Genomic DNA, 617 nt, shown 5'->3' with positions numbered 1-617 from the left:
CCCTTGCGGTGCGAGAGACGGCCCACGTATCCGATGCGGATCCGGTCGATGCGCGCACGCGGCGGCTCGACGTCATCCGGGGAGGCGACCCCGTTGAGGATGACCGTGGCCCGACGGCCGAGCGCGGGGAGCACGGCCCCGACGGTCTGCAGCGTGAAGCGGCTGTTCGCGATGATGCGGTGCGAAGCGAGATGCGGAGCGTACAGGGCGAGGTTCACCAGCGGGGAGGCCGATGCCTCGGCCTCGTGCACGTGCGTGACCGTCGGCACCCGACTCAGCCGCCCGATCAGCGGCCAGGACGGCAGGACGATCGTGCTGACGTAGAGGGCCCGAGGACGCAGACGACGCACGATCGCGACGGATGCGGCGATGCCGCGGACCGCATCCCTGGCGGAGCGGAGCCAGTTGCGCGGGTGCAGAGAGGACTTCCGGAGCACGAACATCGGCGGGATCAGGACCTCCGCCCCGATCGCCTGCAACTCCCCGACGAGAGGCCCGCGCTGCGGAACCGCGACGACGACCCGCTCGTCCCTCTCCCGCAGAGCGCGCGCGCTCTCCAGGAGCATGCGGTCGGAGCCGAAGAGCTCCCAGCCCGGGTGCACGAGCAGGTACGGGGC

Annotated in this window: 1 protein-coding gene; it reads right to left on the bottom strand. The window is 71.6% G+C overall.

Going from position 1 to position 617, the window contains the following annotated elements:
• A partial coding sequence (locus tag KZA10_RS17055) for a glycosyltransferase (RefSeq protein ID WP_218683494.1) occupies window positions 1-617 on the bottom strand: 617 nt, incomplete at both ends.

This window comes from Microbacterium sp. BF1, from assembly GCF_019279095.1.
GTDB lineage: Bacteria > Actinomycetota > Actinomycetes > Actinomycetales > Microbacteriaceae > Microbacterium > Microbacterium maritypicum.
Note: the sequence above shows the minus strand (reverse complement) of the source record. Positions and strands in the feature narration are given on the sequence as shown.